The organism is Serratia sp. ID 25-353, from assembly GCF_054792795.1.
Window position 1 is genome coordinate 5,046,025 of the sequence record NZ_CM139236.1, and the last position, 23,173, is coordinate 5,069,197.

Annotated in this window: 15 protein-coding genes, 1 tRNA gene and 2 rRNA genes; 7 read left to right on the plus strand and 11 right to left on the minus strand. The window is 57.7% G+C overall.

Annotated elements, in window-relative coordinates; all coding sequences use genetic code 11:
• Nucleotides 1-73 precede the first annotated feature (73 nt).
• The 3 genes from ACYF6X_RS24140 to ACYF6X_RS24150 all read right to left on the minus strand — a co-directional run bounded on the left by ACYF6X_RS24140 (nt 74) and on the right by ACYF6X_RS24150 (nt 4,972).
• Nucleotides 74-2,981 (minus strand): 23S ribosomal RNA (locus tag ACYF6X_RS24140).
• 234 nt (nt 2,982-3,215) lie between these two features.
• A tRNA-Glu gene (locus ACYF6X_RS24145) sits at nt 3,216-3,291 on the minus strand.
• 139 nt (nt 3,292-3,430) lie between these two features.
• A 16S ribosomal RNA gene (locus ACYF6X_RS24150) occupies nt 3,431-4,972 on the minus strand.
• The 16S and 23S rRNA genes sit together here with 1 tRNA gene alongside, the layout of an rRNA operon.
• Before the next feature lie 483 nt (nt 4,973-5,455).
• On the opposite strand from ACYF6X_RS24150, the gene ACYF6X_RS24155 reads away from it, so the two are divergent.
• Together ACYF6X_RS24155 and mdtD are read left to right on the plus strand one after the other, a co-directional pair.
• Entirely contained in the window at nt 5,456-6,145 is a 690-nt protein-coding gene (locus tag ACYF6X_RS24155; RefSeq protein WP_130018599.1) for a FadR/GntR family transcriptional regulator, read from the plus strand.
• A gap of 67 nt (nt 6,146-6,212) precedes the next feature.
• A complete protein-coding gene (gene mdtD / locus ACYF6X_RS24160; RefSeq protein ID WP_063989193.1) occupies nt 6,213-7,628 on the plus strand; it encodes a multidrug transporter subunit MdtD in 1,416 nt (471 codons plus the stop codon).
• On the opposite strand, the gene rbsR is transcribed toward mdtD, so the two are convergent.
• The 7 genes from rbsR to kup form a co-directional block, all read right to left on the minus strand.
• Nucleotides 7,625-8,626, minus strand: coding sequence for a ribose operon transcriptional repressor RbsR (rbsR, locus tag ACYF6X_RS24165; protein ID WP_130018600.1), 1,002 nt, complete (start codon nt 8,624-8,626; stop codon nt 7,625-7,627). The two genes, mdtD and rbsR, sit on opposite strands and share 4 nt — an antisense overlap.
• 4 nt (nt 8,627-8,630) lie before the next feature.
• The gene (gene rbsK, locus ACYF6X_RS24170) at nt 8,631-9,557 is read right to left on the minus strand and encodes a ribokinase (protein ID WP_130018601.1); all 927 of its coding nucleotides are present in this window, start codon (nt 9,555-9,557) and stop codon (nt 8,631-8,633) included.
• A 61-nt stretch (nt 9,558-9,618) separates the two neighbouring features.
• On the minus strand, nt 9,619-10,506 hold the full coding sequence (gene rbsB, locus ACYF6X_RS24175) for a ribose ABC transporter substrate-binding protein RbsB (protein ID WP_025160300.1): 888 nt from the start codon (nt 10,504-10,506) through the stop codon (nt 9,619-9,621).
• Nucleotides 10,507-10,530: 24 nt separating this feature from the next.
• The gene (rbsC, locus tag ACYF6X_RS24180) at nt 10,531-11,499 is read right to left on the minus strand and encodes a ribose ABC transporter permease (RefSeq protein ID WP_019455467.1); all 969 of its coding nucleotides are present in this window, start codon (nt 11,497-11,499) and stop codon (nt 10,531-10,533) included.
• A 6-nt stretch (nt 11,500-11,505) separates the two neighbouring features.
• Nucleotides 11,506-13,011 (minus strand): ribose ABC transporter ATP-binding protein RbsA, encoded by a 1,506-nt coding sequence (gene rbsA / locus ACYF6X_RS24185; RefSeq protein ID WP_063989190.1) that lies wholly within the window; start codon nt 13,009-13,011, stop codon nt 11,506-11,508.
• Nucleotides 13,012-13,018: 7 nt separating this feature from the next.
• Complete coding sequence (gene rbsD / locus ACYF6X_RS24190; protein WP_063989189.1) at nt 13,019-13,438, minus strand: D-ribose pyranase; 420 nt, start codon at nt 13,436-13,438, stop codon at nt 13,019-13,021.
• A 171-nt stretch (nt 13,439-13,609) separates the two neighbouring features.
• Nucleotides 13,610-15,478 carry a low affinity potassium transporter Kup gene (gene kup, locus ACYF6X_RS24195; RefSeq protein ID WP_130018602.1) on the minus strand — a complete coding sequence of 623 codons (1,869 nt, stop codon included), beginning with the start codon at nt 15,476-15,478 and terminating at the stop codon, nt 13,610-13,612.
• A 283-nt stretch (nt 15,479-15,761) separates the two neighbouring features.
• Here kup and ravA point away from each other — a divergent pair, with 283 nt between their 5' ends.
• Together ravA and viaA are read left to right on the plus strand one after the other, a co-directional pair.
• Complete coding sequence (gene ravA, locus ACYF6X_RS24200; protein ID WP_130018603.1) at nt 15,762-17,270, plus strand: ATPase RavA; 1,509 nt, start codon at nt 15,762-15,764, stop codon at nt 17,268-17,270.
• Nucleotides 17,271-17,272: 2 nt separating this feature from the next.
• Entirely contained in the window at nt 17,273-18,736 is a 1,464-nt protein-coding gene (viaA, locus tag ACYF6X_RS24205) for an ATPase RavA stimulator ViaA (RefSeq protein WP_063989186.1), read from the plus strand.
• 4 nt (nt 18,737-18,740) lie between these two features.
• Here viaA and asnA read toward each other — a convergent pair whose 3' ends face one another.
• Nucleotides 18,741-19,733: an aspartate--ammonia ligase gene (gene asnA / locus ACYF6X_RS24210; RefSeq protein WP_041037361.1), complete on the minus strand. Its 993-nt coding sequence runs from the start codon at nt 19,731-19,733 to the stop codon at nt 18,741-18,743.
• Between the two features lie 155 nt (nt 19,734-19,888).
• On the opposite strand from asnA, the gene asnC reads away from it, so the two are divergent.
• The 3 genes from asnC to mnmG all read left to right on the plus strand — a co-directional run bounded on the left by asnC (nt 19,889) and on the right by mnmG (nt 23,161).
• A complete protein-coding gene (gene asnC / locus ACYF6X_RS24215; RefSeq protein ID WP_004933786.1) occupies nt 19,889-20,350 on the plus strand; it encodes a transcriptional regulator AsnC in 462 nt (153 codons plus the stop codon).
• Nucleotides 20,351-20,450: 100 nt separating this feature from the next.
• A complete protein-coding gene (gene mioC, locus ACYF6X_RS24220; protein ID WP_107227542.1) occupies nt 20,451-20,891 on the plus strand; it encodes an FMN-binding protein MioC in 441 nt (146 codons plus the stop codon).
• Nucleotides 20,892-21,271: 380 nt separating this feature from the next.
• Nucleotides 21,272-23,161 (plus strand): tRNA uridine-5-carboxymethylaminomethyl(34) synthesis enzyme MnmG, encoded by a 1,890-nt coding sequence (mnmG, locus tag ACYF6X_RS24225; protein ID WP_033631384.1) that lies wholly within the window; start codon nt 21,272-21,274, stop codon nt 23,159-23,161.
• Nucleotides 23,162-23,173 lie beyond the last annotated feature (12 nt).

The window sequence follows — 23,173 nt, forward strand, 5'->3', positions numbered from 1 at the left end:
GTGTCGCCATCAGAACCAATCTGTAAACAAGCTGAATATTGTCTCGGTCTCACCAAAACACCTTCGGTGTTGTAAGGTTAAGCCTCACGGATCATTAGTACTGGTTAGCTCAATGCATCGCTGCACTTACACACCCAGCCTATCAACGTCTTAGTCTTAAACGTTCCTTCAGAGGCCTTAAAGGCCCAGGGAAGACTCATCTTGAGGCAAGTTTCGCGCTTAGATGCTTTCAGCGCTTATCTTTTCCGCACTTAGCTACCGGGCAATGCCATTGGCATGACAACCCGAACACCAGTGGTGCGTTCACTCCGGTCCTCTCGTACTAGGAGCAACCCCTCTCAATCTTCCAACGCCCACGGCAGATAGGGACCGAACTGTCTCACGACGTTCTAAACCCAGCTCGCGTACCACTTTAAATGGCGAACAGCCATACCCTTGGGACCTACTTCAGCCCCAGGATGTGATGAGCCGACATCGAGGTGCCAAACACCGCCGTCGATATGAACTCTTGGGCGGTATCAGCCTGTTATCCCCGGAGTACCTTTTATCCGTTGAGCGATGGCCCTTCCATTCAGAACCACCGGATCACTAAGACCTACTTTCGTACCTGCTCGAGCCGTCACTCTCGCAGTCAAGCTAGCTTATGCCTTTGCACTAACCTCACGATGTCCGACCGTGATTAGCTAACCTTCGTGCTCCTCCGTTACTCTTTGGGAGGAGACCGCCCCAGTCAAACTACCCACCAGACACTGTCCTCACCCCGGATCACGGGGCCGAGTTAGAACATCAAACATTAAAGGGTGGTATTTCAAGGATGGCTCCACGCAGACTGGCGTCCACGCTTCAAAGCCTCCCACCTATCCTACACATCAAGGCTCAATGTTCAGTGTCAAGCTATAGTAAAGGTTCACGGGGTCTTTCCGTCTTGCCGCGGGTACACTGCATCTTCACAGCGAGTTCAATTTCACTGAGTCTCGGGTGGAGACAGCCTGGCCATCATTACGCCATTCGTGCAGGTCGGAACTTACCCGACAAGGAATTTCGCTACCTTAGGACCGTTATAGTTACGGCCGCCGTTTACTGGGGCTTCGATCAAGAGCTTCGCCTTGCGGCTGACCCCATCAATTAACCTTCCAGCACCGGGCAGGCGTCACACCGTATACGTCCACTTTCGTGTTTGCACAGTGCTGTGTTTTTATTAAACAGTTGCAGCCAGCTGGTATCTTCGACTGGCTTCAGCTCCATCCGCAAGGGACTTCACCTACATGCCAGCGTGCCTTCTCCCGAAGTTACGGCACCATTTTGCCTAGTTCCTTCACCCGAGTTCTCTCAAGCGCCTTGGTATTCTCTACCTGACCACCTGTGTCGGTTTGGGGTACGATTTAATGTTACCTGATGCTTAGAGGCTTTTCCTGGAAGCAGGGCATCAACTACTTCTGCACCGTAGTGCATCGTCATCACGCCTCAGGGTTAGTATGCAACCGGATTTACCAGGTCACACCCCCTACACGCTTAAACCGGGACAACCGTCGCCCGGCTAGCCTAGCCTTCTCCGTCCCCCCTTCGCAGTAACACCAAGTACAGGAATATTAACCTGTTTCCCATCGACTACGCTTTTCAGCCTCGCCTTAGGGGTCGACTCACCCTGCCCCGATTAACGTTGGACAGGAACCCTTGGTCTTCCGGCGAGCGGGCTTTTCACCCGCTTTATCGTTACTTATGTCAGCATTCGCACTTCTGATACCTCCAGCAACCCTCACAGGCCACCTTCAACGGCTTACAGAACGCTCCCCTACCCAACAACGCCTAAGCGTCGCTGCCGCAGCTTCGGTGCATGGTTTAGCCCCGTTACATCTTCCGCGCAGGCCGACTCGACCAGTGAGCTATTACGCTTTCTTTAAATGATGGCTGCTTCTAAGCCAACATCCTGGCTGTCTATGCCTTCCCACATCGTTTCCCACTTAACCATGACTTTGGGACCTTAGCTGGCGGTCTGGGTTGTTTCCCTCTTCACGACGGACGTTAGCACCCGCCGTGTGTCTCCCGTGATAACATTCTTCGGTATTCGGAGTTTGCATCGGTTTGGTAAGCCGGGATGGCCCCCTAGCCGAAACAGTGCTCTACCCCCGAAGATGAGTTCACGAGGCGCTACCTAAATAGCTTTCGGGGAGAACCAGCTATCTCCCGGTTTGATTGGCCTTTCACCCCCAGCCACAAGTCATCCGCTAATTTTTCAACATTAGTCGGTTCGGTCCTCCAGTTAGTGTTACCCAACCTTCAACCTGCCCATGGCTAGATCACCGGGTTTCGGGTCTATACCTTGCAACTATTCGCCCAGTTAAGACTCGGTTTCCCTACGGCTCCCCTATACGGTTAACCTTGCTACAAAATATAAGTCGCTGACCCATTATACAAAAGGTACGCAGTCACACCACGAAGGTGCTCCCACTGCTTGTACGTACACGGTTTCAGGTTCTATTTCACTCCCCTCGCCGGGGTTCTTTTCGCCTTTCCCTCACGGTACTGGTTCACTATCGGTCAGTCAGGAGTATTTAGCCTTGGAGGATGGTCCCCCCATATTCAGACAGGATGTCACGTGTCCCGCCCTACTCATCGAACTCACGACCTGTGCATTTTAGTGTACGGGGCTATCACCCTTTGCTGCGCGACTTTCCAGACGCTTCCACTAACACACAAGCCGATTCAGGTTCTGGGCTCCTCCCCGTTCGCTCGCCGCTACTGGGGGAATCTCGGTTGATTTCTTTTCCTCGGGGTACTTAGATGTTTCAGTTCCCCCGGTTCGCCTCATGCCACTATGTATTCATGACATGATAGTGTGTCGAAACACACTGGGTTTCCCCATTCGGGTATCGCCGGTTGTAACGGTTCATATCACCTTACCGACGCTTTTCGCAGATTAGCACGCCCTTCATCGCCTCTGACTGCCTAGGCATCCACCGTGTACGCTTAGTCACTTAACCTCACAACCCGAAGATGTTTCCATCGTTCGTGCTGCAAACATTTGAGAGACTCTATGACAGGTTACTCTTTATCCCAATACATCTACGGAGGGATAAATTTCAGCCGTCATGTTTCAATTTTCAGCTTGTTCCAGATTGTTAAAGAGCAATATCTTAAACATGACTCGCAAGTCATCTTTAAGATTTTTTCGGTTATCGCTAACCGGTGATAATGTCTTTCACTCATTATCGGAATGGCGTCCCCAAGGGGATTCGAACCCCTGTTACAGCCGTGAAAGGGCAGTGTCCTAGGCCTCTAGACGATGGGGACACGAAAATCCGATTAAACTGAATAACTTAATCGGTTCGTATCAGCATGAATGACTCATGGCATCAACAGGTAGCGCTTTGCTCGTTACTTTTCATCAGACAATCTGTGTGAGCACGCCACTCGAACTAATATCTTTAGGTAAGGAGGTGATCCAACCGCAGGTTCCCCTACGGTTACCTTGTTACGACTTCACCCCAGTCATGAATCACAAAGTGGTAAGCGCCCTCCCGAAGGTTAAGCTACCTACTTCTTTTGCAACCCACTCCCATGGTGTGACGGGCGGTGTGTACAAGGCCCGGGAACGTATTCACCGTAGCATTCTGATCTACGATTACTAGCGATTCCGACTTCATGGAGTCGAGTTGCAGACTCCAATCCGGACTACGACATACTTTATGAGGTCCGCTTGCTCTCGCGAGGTCGCTTCTCTTTGTATATGCCATTGTAGCACGTGTGTAGCCCTACTCGTAAGGGCCATGATGACTTGACGTCATCCCCACCTTCCTCCAGTTTATCACTGGCAGTCTCCTTTGAGTTCCCGGCCGAACCGCTGGCAACAAAGGATAAGGGTTGCGCTCGTTGCGGGACTTAACCCAACATTTCACAACACGAGCTGACGACAGCCATGCAGCACCTGTCTCAGAGTTCCCGAAGGCACCAATCCATCTCTGGAAAGTTCTCTGGATGTCAAGAGTAGGTAAGGTTCTTCGCGTTGCATCGAATTAAACCACATGCTCCACCGCTTGTGCGGGCCCCCGTCAATTCATTTGAGTTTTAACCTTGCGGCCGTACTCCCCAGGCGGTCGATTTAACGCGTTAGCTCCGGAAGCCACGCCTCAAGGGCACAACCTCCAAATCGACATCGTTTACAGCGTGGACTACCAGGGTATCTAATCCTGTTTGCTCCCCACGCTTTCGCACCTGAGCGTCAGTCTTCGTCCAGGGGGCCGCCTTCGCCACCGGTATTCCTCCAGATCTCTACGCATTTCACCGCTACACCTGGAATTCTACCCCCCTCTACGAGACTCTAGCTTGCCAGTTTCAAATGCAGTTCCCAGGTTGAGCCCGGGGATTTCACATCTGACTTAACAAACCGCCTGCGTGCGCTTTACGCCCAGTAATTCCGATTAACGCTTGCACCCTCCGTATTACCGCGGCTGCTGGCACGGAGTTAGCCGGTGCTTCTTCTGCGAGTAACGTCAATTGATGAGCGTATTAAGCTCACCACCTTCCTCCTCGCTGAAAGTGCTTTACAACCCGAAGGCCTTCTTCACACACGCGGCATGGCTGCATCAGGCTTGCGCCCATTGTGCAATATTCCCCACTGCTGCCTCCCGTAGGAGTCTGGACCGTGTCTCAGTTCCAGTGTGGCTGGTCATCCTCTCAGACCAGCTAGGGATCGTCGCCTAGGTGAGCCATTACCCCACCTACTAGCTAATCCCATCTGGGCACATCTGATGGCAAGAGGCCCGAAGGTCCCCCTCTTTGGTCTTGCGACGTTATGCGGTATTAGCTACCGTTTCCAGTAGTTATCCCCCTCCATCAGGCAGTTTCCCAGACATTACTCACCCGTCCGCCGCTCGTCACCCAGAGAGCAAGCTCTCTTGTGCTACCGCTCGACTTGCATGTGTTAAGCCTGCCGCCAGCGTTCAATCTGAGCCATGATCAAACTCTTCAATTAAAAGCTTGATTTGCTTCCACTCGAGAAGCGATGCTCAAAGATTTACTGCATGAATTTTACTTCAGTTAGTCACTCTTCAAGACTTGATATTTTTTTGCATCCGAAGATGCTGGATATCGTCTTGTGGAGTGCCCACACAGATTGTCTGATAAATTGTTAAAGAGCAGTGAGTTAGGCGCTTTCGCTTGCTAACTCGAGGTGGCGTATATTACGCTTTTCACCCGGAGAGTCAAGCGTTTATTTCGCTTTCCTCTCGCTGACCCGGCGGCTTGTCAGTCGTTGTTCCCGGTCAGTGGAGGCGCATTATAGGGAGTTCTCGGCGGGCCGCAACCCCTAAATGCAAAAAACTTTTCAAGCGCGGTTTTTTTCGGCAAAAGGGCGAAAAAGCGGCGAATTTATGTCACTTTTTCAGGCAAACAGCCATAAAAGCTGGCGATCACTGGAGTAAAATAGAAATAACGATGTCAGTAAGGACCCGCAGCCATGCCGTTAAATGCACAACAACAGGCCGCCCAACGCAATCTTTCTTATCTGCTTGCAGAGAAACTCGGCCAACAAATTCTGGCGGGCAATTATCAGGCCGGCAGCATCCTGCCCGGTGAAATGGAACTGGGCGAGCAATTCGGCGTCAGTCGCACCGCAGTACGCGAAGCGGTAAAAATGTTAGCCGCCAAAGGCATGTTGCTACCGCGCCCGCGCATCGGCACCCGCGTGATGCCGCAGAGCCAATGGAATTTCCTCGATCAGGATTTATTGACCTGGTGGATGACGCGGGAAAACTTCGATCAGGTAATGCAACACTTCCTTATCCTGCGCACCTCGCTGGAGCCGCAAGCCTGCGCATTGGCGGCAAACCACGCCAGCCCGCAGCAAACCAAGCTGCTGGCGGAGCTGATGGCGGAAATGCGCGCACTGCATACCCAGTTTGACCGCGAGCGTTGGATCCAGGTCGATACCCAATTCCACCAGCTCATCTACGAGGCCAGCGGCAACCCGTTCCTGACCTCATTCGCCAACCTGTTCAGTTCGGTGTACCAAAGCTACTTCCGCGCCATCACCGGTAATGAAGTGATCAAGCTGCGCCATCATCAGGCTATCGTCGATGCGATACTCGCCGGAGACAGCACCGGCGCGCTCGTCGCCTGCCAGGTGCTGCTGAAAGAGAAAGACTAGACACGCTCCCCGCTTATATATAGAAGAAAGAGACGAGGGACAGACGACCATTTAACCAGGACCGACCATGACCCAATCCGCGCGCAGTATGGCAGGACTACCGTGGATCGCCGCAATGGCGTTCTTTATGCAGGCGCTGGACGCCACTATCCTCAACACCGCGCTGCCGGCGATCGCCCAAAGCCTCGGGCGTTCGCCGTTGGCGATGCAATCGGCCGTCATCAGCTACACGCTGACGGTGGCAATGCTGATCCCGGTCAGCGGCTGGCTGGCAGACCGCTTCGGCACCCGGCGCGTGTTCATCTTCGCCGTCACGTTATTCACCCTCGGCTCGCTGCTGTGCGCCCTGTCCCCTACGTTGAGCGTGCTGGTTGCCTCTCGCGTGCTGCAGGGCATCGGCGGCGCGATGATGATGCCGGTCGCGCGGTTGGCACTGCTGCGCGCCTACCCGCGCAGCGAACTGCTGCCGGTGCTGAACTTCGTCACCATGCCCGGCTTGGTCGGGCCGATTCTGGGGCCGCTGCTGGGCGGGTGGCTGGTCACCTACGCCACCTGGCACTGGATTTTCCTGATCAATATCCCTATCGGCCTGCTCGGCATCTTCTATGCGCGCAAATACATGCCGGACTTCACCACGCCCAAACGCCGCTTCGATTTCCTTGGCTTTATGCTGTTCGGCCTGAGCCTGGTGCTGATATCCACCGGGCTGGAGCTGTTTGGCGAGCGAGTACTGGCGAGCTATGTTTCGCTGGGTATTCTGCTCAGCGGCTTCGTGATGCTGTTCGGTTACATCGCGCACGCCCGCCGCCATACTCAGCCTCTGATCGGTCTCGACCTGTTCAAAACCCGCACCTTCTCGGTCGGCATCGCCGGCAACGTCGCCTCCAGGCTGGGCACCGGCTGCGTACCGTTTTTAATGCCGCTCATGCTGCAGGTGGGATTCGGCTACACGGCGATCGTCGCCGGCTGCATGATGGCGCCGACCGCCATCGGTTCGCTGATGGCGAAATCCACCGTCACTCAGGTGCTGCGCTGGTTCGGCTACCGTAAAACGCTGGTCGGCATCACCGTCATCATCGGGGTTCTGATCGCCCAATTCTCCCTGCAAAGCCCGGGCATGCCGCTGTGGCTGATGATCCTGCCGCTGTTCGTGCTGGGCATGGCGATGTCCACCCAGTTCACCGCCATGAACACCATCAGCCTGGCGGATTTGAACGACGCCAACGCCAGCGCCGGCAACAGCGTCCTGGCGGTCACCCAGCAGCTGTCCATCAGCTTCGGCGTGGCAATCAGCGCGGCGGTGCTGCGTTTTTACGAATCCCTGTCGTTAGGCACCATGATCGACCACTTCCATTACACCTTTATCACCATGGGGATCGTCACCGTGGCATCGGCGCTGGTGTTTACGTTGCTGAGAAGGAAGGATGGCCGCAATTTGATCAGCGGCCAGGAAAGCAAGAAAGAAGCTAAGGCGGCGAGTTAACGGCGGCCCACCGAGGCGCGTTCCACCAGCTCGGGCGTCAGCACCAGCACCTGGGGCGCGCGCTCCGGGTTTTGCAGGCGGTTGATCAGCGCATCGATCGCCAGTTCGCCCAGCGAATCCTTCGGCTGATGAATGGTGCTCAGCGGCGGCGCCAGATAACGCGCCAGCTCAATGTCATCGTAGCCCATCACCGCCATATCCTGCGGCACGGAAAGCCCGGCCTGATACAGCGCCTGATAAACGCCCACCGCCACCGCGTCGTTACCGGCGAACACCGCATGCGGCGGCTCATCCAGCGCCAGCAGTTGGTGCATGGCGTTCACGCCGCCCTCAAACTCAAAATCGCAATGCACTTCATACCCAGGCGGAACCGGCAATCCGGCGCGACGCATCGCGTTGCGATAGCCTTCCAGTCGGTGACGAGCGGTGGTTTTATCCTGCGGGCCGGCGATGCAGGCGATCTTGCGGTAGCCGCGGGCGATCAGATGATCGGTCGCCATCTCGCCGCCCAGCAGCGAGTTATCCTGAATAATGTCGTTGGCACCCTCGAACGGCGCCCAGTCCATCATGACGATCGGCAGTGACGGGTAGCGGCTCAGGGCATCTTGCGATGGCCGGTGGTTTTCGGTGCACATCAACAGCAAACCGTCGACGCGCTTTTGCAGCAGCGTCTCCATGCTGCGGTTCATGCGCGCGGCGTCTTCTTCGGTATTGCACAGGATTAAACTGTAGCCGCGTTCATAGCAGCTGCGCTCCACGCCGCGCACCACTTCGGCATAAAACGGGTTGTTGCTGGCGGTCACCAGCATGCCGATGGTACGCGTCTGGTTGAGCTTCAGGCTGCGCGCCAGCGCGGAAGGCGCATAGTTCAGCTGTTCTACGGCCGCCATGACCTTGTCGCGCACGCTGTCGCTGACAAAGCGATTGTTGTTGACCACATGCGAAACGGTAGAGGTTGAAACGCCCGCCAGACGGGCGACATCTTTCATGGTGGCCAAAGGATCACCCCTGCTGCTGCAAGAAGGCGTCAATCTCTTCACGCCACGGCACCGAAGGCTGCGCCCCAGGGCGGGTCACGGCGATCGCCGCCGCCGCATGGGCGAAACGCACCGCGTCGGCCATGATCTTGCCTTCCAACAGGGCAGTGACCAGCGCACCGTTAAAGGTATCGCCGGCAGCGATAGTATCCACCGCTTGCACCTTGAAGCCGGGCACCCGTTTGCCGTTGCCGTTTTCGCTCAGCCACACGCCGCGGCTGCCGAGGGTGATGATCACCGTCGCGATGCCCTTGTCGTGCAGCGCCTGCGCCGCGCGCGCCGCATCGGCGTCGTTATCCACGGCGATGCCGGTCAGGCGCTCGGCTTCGGTTTCATTCGGGGTGATCATATCGATCATGCCCAGCAGCTCGTCCGGCAGCTCGCGCGCCGGGGCCGGGTTGAGGATCACCTGCGTGTGATGCTGCTTCGCCAGGCGGGCGGCGGCGATCACCGTCTCCAGCGGCGACTCCAGCTGCATCAGCAGGGCATCGGCATCGATCACTTTTTGTTGGTAGCTCGCCAGGTAATCCGGCGTCACCGCGGCGTTGGCGCCGGCATCGATGCCGATCACGTTCTCGCCTTGGGCGTTGACGAAGATCAGCGCCACGCCGGTGGTGCTGTCGGCGATGGCTTCAATCGGTTGGGTATCAATACGATCGCTCGCCAGCTGCCGGCGGACACGTTCGCCGATATCGTCGGCGCCCACACAGGCGATAAAGGCGATCTCCGCCCCACTGCGCCCGGCCGCCACCGCCTGATTCGCGCCCTTACCGCCAAACGCCACCTTATACTGCTTCCCTATCACCGTTTCGCCCGGGTGGGGGAACTGTTCAATATTGAGGATATGGTCGGCATTGATGCTGCCAAGAACCACCAGCTTACCTGTTTCCATCGCATTGATTCCTGAATTGCGCGCCATCGTAAACGCCCCGTTCCGATGGCGCTGGTATGACTTACTGAGTGACCAGTTTCAAATCGACCGGGATGGTCGCCGGCACTTTTTCGCCTTTCAGCACTTTATCGGCGGTTTCCACACCGATCACGCCGATCTGATCGGGACGCTGCGCCACGGTCGCCGCCAGCTTGCCGCCTTCGACCGCTTTCACGCCGTCGGCGGTGCCGTCGAAGCCTACCACGATCACGTCGGTTTTACCGGCGGTTTGCAGCGCGCGCAGCGCACCCAGCGCCATTTCATCGTTCTGGGCGAACACCGCCTGCACATCCGGGTGCGCGGTCAGCAGGTTCTGCATCACGTTTAGGCCCTTGGTGCGATCGAAATCGGCCGGCTGGCTGGCCAACAGTTTGAATTTATTCTGATCCAGCGACTGCTTGAAGCCTTCACCGCGTTCACGCGCGGCGGAGGTGCCGGCGATGCCTTCCAGCTGAATCACCTTGGCATCGGCGCCCACTTTCTTGGCGATGAAGTCGCCGGCCATTTTACCGCCCACGCGGTTGTCAGAAGCGATGTGGCTCACCACGTCACCCTTGCTCGCCACACGGTCCAGCGTGATGACCGGGATCTTCGCCTGGTTGGCCATCTTGATGGCGTTGCCCACCGCATCAGAGTCGGTCGGGTTGATCAGCAGCAGCTTGGGCGCGCGCACCATCAGATCCTGCACATTGGCCAGCTCTTTCGCCGGGTTGTTCTGGGAATCCAGCACCACCAGGTTGTAACCCAGCTTGTTGGCCTCTTGCTGCGCACCGTCCTTCATCGAGACGAAGAACGGGTTATTGAGGGTGGACACCACCAGCGCGATGGTGTCTTTGGCCATGGCATTGGCGCTCAGGGTGGCGCTCAGCGCGATGGCGGAGGCTAAGGTTGCCAGTTTTTTCATTTTCATCATCGTGATTCCTGTAGGGGGAGGTTACTTGTTGCTTTTGTTATCTACCAGAACCGCCAGCAGTATCACCACTGCCTTCACGATCATTTGGTAGTAGGAAGAAACACCCAGTAAATTCAGGCCGTTGTTCAGGAAGCCGAGGATCAGCGCCCCGATCAGCGTACCGACGATGCGGCCCTTGCCGCCGGCCAGGCTGGTGCCGCCCAGCACCACGGCGGCGATGGCGTCCAGCTCATAGCCGGTGCCGGCGGTCGGCTGCGCCGACGACAGGCGCGCCACTTCGATCACCCCGGCCAGCGCCGCCAGCAGGCCGCACAGCGAGTAAACGATAATCTTCACTTTATCGACGCTGATGCCGGACAGACGGGTCGCCGCTTCGTTGCCGCCCAGGGCATAAATATAGCGGCCCAGGCGCGTATGGTGCAGCATATACCAGGCGGCGATGAACACGATCGCCATGATCCAGATCGGCGTAGGCACGCCCAGCGGGCGGCCGATGCCAAACCAACCGAAGGTGTCGGCCACGTCGGTGAAACCGGTGTTGACCGGGCTGCCGTTGGTGTACACCATGGTGACGCCGCGCAGCAGCAGCATCATCACCAGCGTGGCGATAAAGGCCTGCACCTTGCCTTTGGCAACGATCACCCCGGTGCAGGCGCCAACCGCGGCGCCGAGCGCCAGTGCCGCCGCCACCGCCACCAGCGCGTTGACCTCAAAGCCGACGATCGACGCCGCCACCGCGCCGGTCAGCGCCAGCAGCGATCCCACCGACAGATCGATGCCGGAGGTGAGGATCACCAGCGTCATCCCCACCGCCATGATGGCGTTCACCGAGGTCTGCTGCAGAATATTGAACAGGTTGTTCAGGGTGAAGAAGTTCGGGCTCATGGAAGAGACCACGGCGATCAGCACCAGCAGCGCAATCAACGACTTCTGCTCTAACAGCCACTCTTTACTGAACCAGCGCTTAGCTGCGATAGTCTGGGAACTCATATCTGATTACTCCTGCTTTACGCCGTATTGCTTGCCGACGGCTGCCGCCATCAACGCTTCCTGGGTGGCCTGTTCAATCGGGAACTCGCCGCTGAGATGCCCTTCGTGCATCACCAGAATGCGATCGCTCATGCCCATCACCTCCGGCATTTCCGAAGACACCAGAATGATGCTCAGCCCTTCCTGCTTGAACTGGTTGATTAACTGATAGATCTCTTTTTTGGCGCCGACGTCGACGCCGCGCGTCGGCTCATCGAGGATCAGCACCTTCGGCCGGGTCATCAGACCGCGGGCGATCGCCACTTTTTGCTGGTTGCCGCCGGAAAGCAGGCCGATCGGCTGCTCCATCGAGGGCGTTTTGATATTGAACAGCCGGATGAAATCCCCCACCGCCTGCCGCTCGTCAGCCTGTTTCAGGCTGCCGTCGGCGCGGCTGAAGTAGCGCAGCGCAGTCAGCGACATGTTTTCCTTCACCGACATGCCCAACACCAGGCCGTCGCGCTTGCGGTCTTCCGAGATATAGACGATGCCGTTCGCCAACCCGTCCTGCGGCGAATGGGTGACCACCTCGCGGCCGTCCAGGTTGACGGCGCCAGCCTTGCGCGGGGCGGCGCCGTACAGGATCTTCATCAATTCAGTACGCCCGGCGCCCATCAGCCCGGCCACGCCGAGGATCTCGCCGCGGTACAGCGTAAAGCTGACGTCTTCAACGCCGGGACCGGAAAGGTGGCTGACTTCCAGCCGTTTTTCCCCGCGCGGCAAATCAAGGCGCGGGTACTGCTCCTCCAGCTTGCGGCCAACCATCATCTCAATCAGCGAATCTTCCTGCAGCTCGCTCACCGGCCGCTCGGCGATAAACTGCCCGTCGCGGAACACGGTCACGTCGTCGCAGATTTCAAAAATCTCTTTCAGGCGGTGCGAGATATAAACGATGCCGCGCCCTTCGGCCTTCAGCTCGTTGATCACCTTAAACAGCGAGGCGGTTTCGGTGTCGGTCAGCGCATCGGTCGGTTCGTCCATGATGATCACTTTCGATTCGAAGCTCAGTACCTTGGCGATCTCCACCATCTGCTGATCGCCAATCGACAGCTCGCCCACCAGCCGGTGGCTGCTGTAGCGCAGATTGAGACGCGCCAACAAGCGATCGGCCTCGGCATACATGCGCTTCCAGTCAATGCGGCCGAAACGGTTGACGAACTCGCGGCCGAGGAAGATGTTTTCCGCAATCGTCAACTGCGGGATCAGGTTCAGCTCCTGATGAATAATGCCGATGCCCGCTTCCTGCGAATCCTTAGGCCCGTTGAACACCACCTCGTTACCGAGAAAATACTGGCTGCCGGCATCTTTCTGGTAGATGCCGGTCAGCACTTTCATCATGGTGGACTTCCCGGCGCCGTTTTCCCCCACCAGCGCCATCACCTTGCCGGGATAGACACTGAGGGCGGCGCCGGAAAGCGCCTTCACGCCGGGAAAGGCTTTATCAATCCCTTTCAGTTGCAGTAAAGGTTGCATACGCGCCTCAGAAAGTTACGCCGGCGCACAGGATCACGTTCGCATAAGGCGAACACTCCCCACTGCGGATTACCGCCCGGCTGTACTCGGTTTGCGCTTTAAACGCCTGATGGCTGATATAGCGCACGCTGATGGTGTTACCCTGGCGTTGGCCCAGAGCGGTCAGCTCAGCCAACAGTGCCTCGTGGAGCGACGGATTCTGTTTCACGATCTCTTCTGCCAGGATGGCGCTTTCTACCTGCATCTCTTGCGTGACCGCCGCGAACACCTGCATGAAGGTCGGCACGCCCTGCGTCAGCGCCAGATCGATGCGCTGCGTCGCCGTCGGTATCGGCAGGCCCGCATCGCACAGGGTGAGCTGGTCGGTATGCCCCAGCCGGGCAATCACGGCAGACACGTCGGAATTCAGTAATACGCCTTTTTTCATCTTCTCACTCCACCAGCGAAACGTTTCGCTCTTTGAGGGAGTTTAAAAAAACGGCAGGGGAAGGCAACCGGGACAATGCAGAAGTGTGATCGCTATCGAAACGTTTCGTTCACGCACGGGCAATGCACAAACAAAAGGGGCTCAGCCATGCTGAGCCCCTTATTCGGTGGGTTAGATCTCGACCTGCGTGCCGAGCTCGATGACCCGGTTCGGCGGGATCTCAAACTGATCCGGCGCGCGCAGCGCATTGCGGCTCAGGGCGACGAACAGTTTACCGCGCAGGTAGAGGTACCACGGCCGCTTGGTGAGGATCAGCGATTCATGGGACATGAAGAAAGAGGTCTCCGACATGCGGCACGGCAACCCTTCCAGCCCGCAGCGGTGGAACACTTCCTCGACGTTCGGCGTTTCGCGCCAGCCGTAGCTGGCCACCACCCGCCAGAAGGTCGGCGACAGCTGTTCGATGGTCACCCGGCGCACGTTGTGCACGTAAGGCGCATCCTCGGTGCGCAGCGTCAGCAGCACCACGCGTTCATGCAGCACCTTGTTGTGCTTCAGGTTGTGCAGCAGCGCAAAAGGAATGACGTTGGTGGCGCGCGACAGGAACACCGCGGTACCCGGCACTCGCACCGGCGGCGATTTCTCCAGCGAGGCGATCATCGCCTCCAACGAGTTGCCGTGTTCATGCAGGCGGCGCAGCAGGCGGAAGCGCTCGCTCTTCCAGGTGGTCATAATGATGAACATCACCAGCGCCAACGTCAGCGGCAACCAGCCGCCGGAGAACAGCTTCAGGGCGTTGGCGGAGAACATCGGCACGTCGATGATCAGCAAGATGGCCACGATGCCGATCGCCAGGAAGCGATTCCAGTGCCAGTTGTTGATCGCCACCGAGGTGACCAGAATGCTGGTCAGCACCATGGTGCCGGTGACGGCGATGCCGTACGCCGCCGCCAGATTACTGGAGTGTTCGAAGCCGATAATCACCAGCACCACCGAGATATACAGCGTCCAGTTGATCACCGGAATATAGATCTGGCCGGATTCCATTTCCGAGGTGTGAATGATGCGCATCGGCGACAAATAACCCAGGCGCACCGCCTGGCGGGTCAGCGAGAAGACGCCGGAAATCACCGCCTGCGAAGCGATGACCGTCGCCAGGGTCGCCAGAATCAGCAGCGGGATCAGCGCCCAGTCGGGCGCCAGCAGGAAGAACGGGTTTTTGATCGCCTCAGGGTTTTTCAGCAGCAGCGCGCCTTGGCCGAAGTAGTTAAGTACCAGCGATGGCAACACCACGGTGAACCAGGCCAGGCGAATCGGGAACTTGCCGAAGTGCCCCATATCGGCATACAGCGCCTCGACGCCGGTGATCGACAGCACCACTGCCCCCAGCGCGAAGAACGACACCTTCTTATATTCCATGAAGAAGTTGAGCGCCCATTTGGGGTTCAGCGCCTGCAGCACTTCCGGGTTCGAAATGATGCTGCGCGCACCCAGCACGGCCAACACGATGAACCACAGCAGCATTACCGGGGCGAACAGCTTACCGACGCTGCCGGTACCGTGCTTTTGGATAACAAACAGCAGCGTCAGCACCAGAATGGAGAGCGGCACGATATAGGCGTCGAGCGCAGGCGCGGCGATTTCCAACCCCTCTATTGCCGACATCACCGAGATCGCCGGGGTGATTACCACCTCGCCATAGAAGAAGCTACCGCCGATCAGGCCCAGTATCACCAGCACCGCGGTGGTGCGCGCCGAGGTGTTGCGCCCGGCCAGCGACATCAGCGTCAGAATGCCGCCCTCGCCGGCGTTGTCCGCGCGCATCACGTAGGTGAGATATTTGAGGGAAACGATCACGATCAGCATCCAGAAAATCAGCGACAGGAAGCCGAAAACCACGTCTGGACGAACATCGAAGCCGTAATGGCCGGAGAAACACTCTCTCAGCGTATAGAGAGGGCTGGTGCCGATATCACCGTAGACCACGCCGATGGCCGCCAGGGTTACCGCCGATAAGGACTGCTTATGCTCTGCGCTCATAATTCGTTTCTTTATCAGAACATCCGTTAGCGATGCATCCGCATCAGGCAAAATACGGGCTCAAAGATCCGTCACGCCCACCAGAAAGCCGCACAGTATGCACCATTTATGCGGCTTGCCTACCCTTATATCAGAGCCGAAAAATAAACAAAATGTGAACCGGATATCCGGCACAACTTAGAAAAATATTACTAATCAATAAGCTATACCACTAAAAATAATGGTGGTTTATCATCGGATTATCGACCAAGATTGGCTAACTCTCGGACAATGCGACAATTATATGACGCCATCCTCCCTTCTGGCAGAACGAATTTCCCGCCTCAGCAGCGCGCTGGAGAGCGGTCTTTATGAGCGGCAAGAAGCGATCCGCCTGTGCCTGCTGGCGGCGCTGAGCGGCGAAAGCGTATTCCTGCTCGGCCCGCCCGGCATCGCCAAGAGCCTGATCGCGCGCCGGCTGAAGTTTGCCTTCCGCAACGCCCGCTCCTTTGAATATCTGATGACGCGTTTTTCCACGCCGGAAGAGGTCTTCGGCCCGCTCTCTATTCAGGCGCTGAAAGATGAAGGGCGCTACCAGCGCCTGACCGCCGGCTATCTGCCGGAAGCGGAGATCGTGTTTCTGGACGAAATCTGGAAGGCCGGCCCGGCGATCCTCAACACCCTGCTGACGGCGATCAACGAACGGCGCTTTCGCAACGGCAACAGCGAAGAACCGATCCCGCTGCGCTTGCTGGTTACTGCCTCCAACGAACTGCCCGAAGCGGACAACAGCCTCGAAGCCCTGTATGACCGCATGCTGATCCGCCTGTGGCTGGACAAGGTGCAGGATAAACAGAATTTCCGCTCGCTGCTGGTCAACCGCCAGAGTGAAAGCCAAAACCCGGTGCCGGCGGCGCTGAGCATCAGCGACGAAGAGTTTCTGCAGTGGCAACCGCAGATCGACAAAGTGGCGCTGCCGGAAGCCTGCTTTGAATTGATTTTCCAGCTGCGCCAGCGGCTGGACGCGCTGGAACAGGCGCCATACGTCTCCGATCGCCGCTGGAAAAAGGCCCTGCGTCTGCTGCAGGCCTGCGCCTTCTTCAGCGGGCGCGACGCCATCGCTCCGCTCGATCTGATGCTGCTGAAAGACTGCCTGTGGCACGATCTCACCTCGCTGAAGCTGCTGCAACAGCAGATCGATCAGCTGCTGACCGAATCGGCCTATCAGCAGCAGTCGATGCTGATCCAGTTGCAACAAATCCACACCCGCTGGCTACAGGACCAGCAGCAGCAAAGCGATCGACAGGCCATCAGCCTGGTGAAAAAGGGCGGCATGTTCAGCCGCAAACCGCAATACGCGCCGGCCACGCCGTTCGCCGGCGGCACTCTCAGTCTGCTGTTGCAAAAACCGCTGCAGCTGCATGACATTCAGGTCAACCATCTGAGTATCGAGAGCAGCGTGCTGGACAACTGGCTGCAAAAAGGCGGCGACGTGCGCGCCAAACTGAACGGCATCGGCTTCGCGCAGCCGATCGATTTGGAGGTCGACGACCAACTGCACCTGGCGGTGCTGGACGTCAGCCGCCAGCCTTCGCTGCTGGCGCTGCCGGGCAAACAGGCCACCGCCACGCCGCAGGCGCTGCTGGATGAAATGGAGGCGTTGGCCCAGCGCCTGGCGGAACAGCGTCGCGCCTTCAGCCAGCATCAGCCCTGTCTGTTCACGCCCGCCGCCGGCCTGGCCAAGATAGAAGCCAGTCTGCTGCAGGTGGCAGAGCAGGTTAAACAGCAACAGCAGCAAATGCGCGGCCAGTAACCATGCTCAGTCTGGAGACGCTCGATCTGCTGCTGGCGATCACCGAAGGCGAGATGATCGAGGAAATGATCGTCGGCATGCTGGCGGCGCCGCAGCTGTCGGTGTTCTTTAAAAAGTTTCCGGCCCTTCGCCGGGCACTGGATCGCGATCTGCCACGCTGGAAACTGCAGCTCAAGGAGCGTCTGCAGGAGGCTATGGTGCCACCGGCGCTGGCGCAGGAATTTTACCGCTACCAACAGTGCCAACTGGAGAACAACACCCAGTTCTATCACAACCTCAACGACACGATGGAGCTGCTGCGCCAGCTGGTCTCGCCGTTTTATGAACAGGCGCGCGCGCTGGTGGACGCAGCCGATCTGCCCAACCATCCGCTGGACGACAGCTTTCAAACCCTGTTCCTGCAGCGCTGGCGCATCAGCCTGACGCTGCAGGCCACCATGCTGCACCACCAGCTGCTGGAACAGGAGCGCGAGCAGCTGATGGCGGAACTGCAGGAGCGCCTGGCGCTGAGCGGCGCGCTGGAGCCGCTGCTGTCGGAAAATGACACCGCCGCCGGCAGGCTGTGGGACATGAGCAAAGGCCAGCTGCAGCGCGGCGATTACCAACGGCTGGTGGAGTACGGCAACTTTTTGCAGCAGCAGCCGGAGCTGAAAAAGCTGGCGCAGCAGCTTGGCCGCAGCTATCAGGCCAAGGCGGTGCAGCAACAGGACGCGCAGCCGGAACCGTTCAGGGTCATGGTGCAGGTGCCGGCCACGCTGCCGGAAGAAGTAAATGGCATTCATCAGAGCGACGACATCCTGCGCCTGCTGCCGCCGGAGCTGGCGACGCTGGGGATTGAAGAGCTGGAGTTCGAGTTTTATCGCCGCCTGTTGGAAAAGCGGCTGCTGAGCTACCGTCTGCAGGGCGACGTCTGGCAGGAGCAGATCCTGATCCGCCAGGTCACCCACCAGCAGCAGGATCAACAGCCGCGCGGGCCGTTTATCGTCTGCGTGGACACCTCAGGATCGATGGGCGGCTTCAACGAACAGTGCGCCAAGGCGTTTTGCCTGGCGCTGCTGCGCATTGCGCTGGCGGACAACCGCCGTTGCTACATCATGCTGTTCGCCAACCAGATCGTGCATTACGAGCTCACCGCCGCCAGCGGCATCGAACAGGCGGTGCGCTTTCTCGGCCAGCAGTTTCGCGGCGGCACCGATCTGGCGGCCTGCCTGAACGCCACCGTCACCAAAATGGCGGAAAGCGGCTGGTTCGACGCCGATGCGGTGATCATTTCCGATTTTATCGCCCAGCGGTTGCCGGAGGAGGTAATAAAGAAGGTGAAACAGCAGCAGCAAAGCCACCAGCAGCGTTTCCATGCGGTGGCGATGTCCGCCTACGGCAAACCCGGCATCATGCGCATCTTCGATCATATCTGGCGCTTCGATACCGGGCTGAAAAGCCGTTTGATGCGCCGCTGGCGGCGCTAGGCAGTTAAAGCAGGCCTTCGACCGCCCCGCGCACTTCCGGCGACCACACGCCGCACTGCACCTGGCCGATATGCGACAGTTGCAACAACAGCATCACCAAGCGCGACTGACCGATACCGCCGCCGATGGTCTGCGGCATATCGCCGCGCAACAGCGATTGGTGCCACTCCAGCTTCATGCGCTCTTCATCGCCGGTCAGCGCCAGCTGATGTTTCAGCGCGGCGGCGTCGACGCGGATGCCCATAGAAGACAGCTCGAAAGCGTCCTGCAGCACCGGGTTCCACACCACGATATCGCCGTTCAGGCCCGCCAGGCCATCCGCCGCCGGGGTGGTCCAGTCATCATAATCTGGCGCCCGTACATCGTGCGATTTGCCATGCGACAGCTTGCCGCCGATGCCGATCAGGAACACTGCGCCCAGCTCTTTGGCGATCGCCCGCTCGCGCCCTTTGGCATCCAGATCCGGGTAACGCTGCAGCAGGGTTTCGCTGTGCACAAAGTGGATCTGTTCCGGCAGGAACGGGGTCAGGCCATGCTCGCGGCTGACTTCCGCCTCCGTCGCCTTGATGGCGGCGTAAATGCTGCGCACGGTGCTTTTCAGGTAGTCCAGGCTGCGCTCACCGTCGCCCATCACCCGCTCCCAGTCCCACTGATCGACGTACACCGAGTGGATAGGCGTCAGGCGATCTTCATCCGGGCGCAGCGCCTTCATATGGGTGTACAGGCCTTCGCCCGCGCCGAAATCGTAGCTCCCCAGGGTTTTACGTTTCCATTTCGCCAGTGAATGCACCACTTCGAAGGTGGCGTCCGGCAGGGTTTTGACCTTAACCTGCACCGCTTTCTCGCTGCCGGAGAGGTTATCCTGCGTGCCGTCACCCAGACGGCTGAGGATCGGCGCCTGCACTTCGATCAGGCCGAGCTGTTGCTCCAGCTGGCGGGAAAAGAAGGATTTGACCTGGCTGATTTGTTGTTGTTTTTGGATAAACTGTTTTTTCATTGCCGTATCTCTTGTAAACCTGTCTCTGTTGCCATCGATTAAGCAACAAAATGATACGCCAATTCAATATCCACTAATCAATATTGCCTTTTCACTTTTAATCGTTCATTTTTACCCGGACAGAATTCAACAATCGGTAATTAATGGGGGATTAAATGGCGGAAATTTATCAGATCGATAATCTCGATCGCGGCATCCTCAACGCCCTGATGGACAACGCGCGCACGCCGTACGCCGAACTGGCGAAAAACTTCGCCGTCAGCCCCGGCACCATTCATGTGCGGGTAGAGAAGATGAAACAGGCCGGGATCATCACCGGCGCGCGCATCGACGTCAGCCCCAAACAGTTGGGCTACGACGTGTGCTGCTTTATCGGCATCATATTAAAGAGCGCCAAGGACTACCCTTCGGCGCTGAAGAAGCTGGAAAGCCTGGAAGAAGTGGTGGAAGCCTATTACACCACCGGCCACTACAGCGTCTTTATTAAGGTGATGTGCCGATCGATCGACGCGCTGCAACAGGTACTTATCAACAAGATCCAGACCATCGACGAGATCCAGTCTACCGAAACGCTGATCTCGCTGCAGAACCCCATTATGCGCACCATCGTGCCGTAACCCGTCAAATTGCATACCCACATTATCCACAGGTAGATCCCAGCCGATTCACAGCGTACAATGCAGCCACTTTGAGTGAGAAGGTTAGGATCGTTGGTTCATGGCAGACATTACTCTGATCAGTGGCAGTACGCTTGGCAGTGCCGAATACGTGGCTGAACATTTGGCTGAAAAGCTGGAAGACGCGGGTTTCTCTACCGAGATGCTGCACGGCCCTGAACTGGATGAGTTGCCGTTGACCGGCCGCTGGCTGGTGGTCTCTTCCACGCACGGCGCCGGCGAACTGCCGGATAACCTTCAGCCGTTGCTGGAGCAGATCGCCGAACAACAGCCGGATCTTTCCGAGGTGCAGTTCGGCGCCGTCGGTTTGGGCAGTTCGGAATACGACACCTTCTGCGGTGCGATCAAACAGATCGACGATCTGTTGATCACCAGAGGCGCGAAAAGGATCGGCGATCGTCTCGAGATCGACGTGACCGAACATGAAATTCCCGAGGATCCGGCCGAGGAATGGGTAAAAAACTGGATTAATTTACTCTAATTCGCCTAAAGATCGTGCGAACGATTGTGGATAACTATACTTAAAAGCAGGGTAAAAGCCGTAGTTATCCCAATAACAACCGTAGTACGCTTTTTGTCCTGTGCATAACAAGCCTTTTAGATCCCAGCTTATCTGCCTCGGGATCACCGATCATTCACAGCAAACGATCCTCCTTAATCTGCTGATCTTCATCGTGAATAGTCACTTATCCACAGAGGATCGCGATCCTAATAAGAGATCTAATAAAGAGATCTTTAAATAAAAAAGATCTTCTTTTAATTACCGACGATCCTGACCACTTGGTCGATCGTCTAAACTTGAGTAGAATCCCCCACCCCAGGGCAAATACGATCGTTCGCAATACGGCGAGGTGCAGTTCCATGTTTTATCCAGATCAATTTGACGTCATCATCATCGGTGGTGGCCATGCAGGGACCGAGGCCGCCATGGCCGCGGCACGCATGGGACGTCAGACTTTATTATTGACACACAATATCGATACGCTGGGACAGATGTCCTGCAATCCGGCGATTGGTGGTATTGGTAAAGGGCATCTGGTTAAGGAAATTGATGCACTCGGTGGCCTGATGGCGACGGCGATCGACCATGCCGGCATCCAGTTTAGGATACTAAACGCCAGCAAGGGCCCAGCCGTTCGCGCCACGCGCGCTCAGGCGGATCGCGTACTGTATCGCCAGGCGATCCGTACCGCGTTGGAGAACCAGCCCAACCTGATGATCTTCCAACAACCCGTTGAGGATCTGATCGTCGAAAACGATCGCGTAGTCGGCGCTGTCACCCAAATGGGCCTGAAATTCCGCGCCAAGGCGGTAGTATTGACCGTAGGCACCTTCCTGGACGGCAAGATCCATATCGGTCTGGAAAATTACAGCGGCGGCCGCGCCGGGGATCCTCCTTCGATCTCGCTGTCGCAGCGTTTACGAGAACTGCCGCTGCGCGTTAACCGCCTGAAAACCGGTACACCGCCGCGCATCGACGCCCGCACTATCGATTTCAGCGTACTGGCGCCACAACACGGCGATACGCCGGTGCCGGTATTCTCGTTCCTGGGCGATGCCAGCCAACACCCGGAACAAATGGCGTGCTACATCACCCATACCAACGAAAAAACCCATGACGTGATCCGCAATAACCTCGATCGCAGCCCGATGTATGCCGGGATCATCGAAGGGATCGGCCCACGTTATTGCCCGTCGATCGAAGACAAGGTCATGCGCTTTGCCGATCGCAATGCGCACCAGATCTTCCTCGAGCCGGAAGGCCTGACCAGCAACGAGATTTACCCTAACGGGATCTCCACCAGCCTGCCGTTCGACGTGCAGATGCAGATCGTCCGTTCGATGGAAGGCATGCAGAACGCGCGTATTATTCGCCCTGGCTACGCCATTGAGTACGATTTCTTCGATCCGCGCGATTTGAAGCCGACGCTGGAAAGCAAATTCATTCAGGGGCTGTTCTTCGCCGGCCAGATCAACGGCACTACCGGGTATGAAGAAGCCGCTGCGCAGGGCCTGCTGGCTGGTCTGAACGCCGGGCGCTTCGCCGACGAACAGGAAGGCTGGGCGCCACGTCGCGATCAGGCTTATCTGGGCGTGCTGGTGGACGACCTCAGCACCCTCGGTACCAAAGAGCCATACCGCATGTTTACCTCACGCGCCGAGTATCGTCTGATGCTGCGTGAAGACAACGCCGATCTCCGCCTGACGGAAAAAGGCCGTGAACTGGGCCTGGTGGACGACGTTCGTTGGGCGCGTTACAGCGAGAAGCTGGAGCGAATCGAACGCGAACGTCAGCGCCTGCGCGACATCTGGATGCACCCGCACGCCGAGAACGTCGAACAGGTCAATGCGCTGCTGAAAGCGCCGTTGTCGCGTGAAGCGAACGGCGAAGAGCTGCTGCGCCGCCCTGAGATGGATTACGCGCAGTTGACCGGCACCGACGCCTTCGCGCCGCCGCTGGACGACGTACAAGCGGCCGAACAGGTCGAGATCCAGGTCAAATACGAAGGCTACATCGCTCGCCAGCAGGAAGAGATCGAAAAACAGCAGCGCAACGAGAATACCGTGCTGCCGTTGGATCTCGATTACCGTCAGGTTTCGGGGCTGTCGAACGAAGTGATCGCCAAGCTGAACGATCACAAACCGAACTCCATCGGCCAGGCTTCGCGCATTTCCGGCATTACGCCGGCGGCGATCTCAATTTTGCTGATTTGGCTGAAAAAGCAGGGACTGCTGCGCCGCAGCGCATAAATCTCGCACCCA

What these genes read in the sequence shown, in the direction of transcription:
- asnA (WP_041037361.1), bottom strand. Translation starts at nt 19,733, where the DNA reads ATGAAAAAACAGTTTATCCAAAAACAACAACAAATCAGCCAGGTCAAA.
- mnmG (WP_033631384.1), top strand. Translation starts at nt 21,272, where the DNA reads ATGTTTTATCCAGATCAATTTGACGTCATCATCATCGGTGGTGGCCAT.
- rbsC (WP_019455467.1), bottom strand. Translation starts at nt 11,499, where the DNA reads ATGAGTTCCCAGACTATCGCAGCTAAGCGCTGGTTCAGTAAAGAGTGG.
- kup (WP_130018602.1), bottom strand. Translation starts at nt 15,478, where the DNA reads ATGAGCGCAGAGCATAAGCAGTCCTTATCGGCGGTAACCCTGGCGGCC.
- mdtD (WP_063989193.1), top strand. Translation starts at nt 6,213, where the DNA reads ATGACCCAATCCGCGCGCAGTATGGCAGGACTACCGTGGATCGCCGCA.
- rbsK (WP_130018601.1), bottom strand. Translation starts at nt 9,557, where the DNA reads ATGGAAACAGGTAAGCTGGTGGTTCTTGGCAGCATCAATGCCGACCAT.
- mioC (WP_107227542.1), top strand. Translation starts at nt 20,451, where the DNA reads ATGGCAGACATTACTCTGATCAGTGGCAGTACGCTTGGCAGTGCCGAA.
- rbsA (WP_063989190.1), bottom strand. Translation starts at nt 13,011, where the DNA reads ATGCAACCTTTACTGCAACTGAAAGGGATTGATAAAGCCTTTCCCGGC.
- ravA (WP_130018603.1), top strand. Translation starts at nt 15,762, where the DNA reads ATGACGCCATCCTCCCTTCTGGCAGAACGAATTTCCCGCCTCAGCAGC.
- asnC (WP_004933786.1), top strand. Translation starts at nt 19,889, where the DNA reads ATGGCGGAAATTTATCAGATCGATAATCTCGATCGCGGCATCCTCAAC.
- rbsB (WP_025160300.1), bottom strand. Translation starts at nt 10,506, where the DNA reads ATGAAAATGAAAAAACTGGCAACCTTAGCCTCCGCCATCGCGCTGAGC.
- ACYF6X_RS24155 (WP_130018599.1), top strand. Translation starts at nt 5,456, where the DNA reads ATGCCGTTAAATGCACAACAACAGGCCGCCCAACGCAATCTTTCTTAT.
- viaA (WP_063989186.1), top strand. Translation starts at nt 17,273, where the DNA reads ATGCTCAGTCTGGAGACGCTCGATCTGCTGCTGGCGATCACCGAAGGC.
- rbsD (WP_063989189.1), bottom strand. Translation starts at nt 13,438, where the DNA reads ATGAAAAAAGGCGTATTACTGAATTCCGACGTGTCTGCCGTGATTGCC.